1 protein-coding gene is annotated in these 451 nt (G+C 67.8%); it reads right to left on the bottom strand.

What is annotated here, in order from left to right:
• Window positions 1-451: DUF5979 domain-containing protein (locus tag H928_RS32170; RefSeq protein WP_043339052.1), on the bottom strand; the 451-nt coding region annotated here is incomplete at both ends.

Genomic DNA, 451 nt, shown 5'->3' with positions numbered 1-451 from the left:
CCTTCGGCCACCACACACTGCGCGCCAGCGGGCACATTGGCAATGGTGGCCGATGTCGCGGTCGGGTAGCTCAGGCTCGCAGGGAACACCGTGCCGGCGCTGGGCAGATCGCAGGTGGCCGTGTACGTGAAGTTGAACGGACCGGTCACACCATTGGGCAGCGTCAGCGTCTTGTTGATGGTGATCGTGCCGAACTGCTGGACCAGCGTATTCGTCACACCCACCGACGCCACACCCGCGCTGGGCACCGTCACCGCCGCAGGCACGCTCGGGGCGCCCCACTCGTAGCCGCTAGGCGCCGCCGGCAGCGGGGTGTTTTCCGCCACCGCGCAACTCGCACCCGAGGGGATGCCAGGGATCGTCACCCGCGTGTTGGTCGGGTAGTTGGCCAAGGTCGCGCTGAAGGTCGAGCCCGCGCTGGGCAGGTTGCAGGTGGCGGTAAAGCCAAAGC

This window comes from Comamonas sp. B-9 (assembly GCF_000410635.1).
Classification (GTDB): domain Bacteria; phylum Pseudomonadota; class Gammaproteobacteria; order Burkholderiales; family Burkholderiaceae_C; genus Comamonas.
This window is presented reverse-complemented; position numbering and strand designations above follow the sequence as displayed.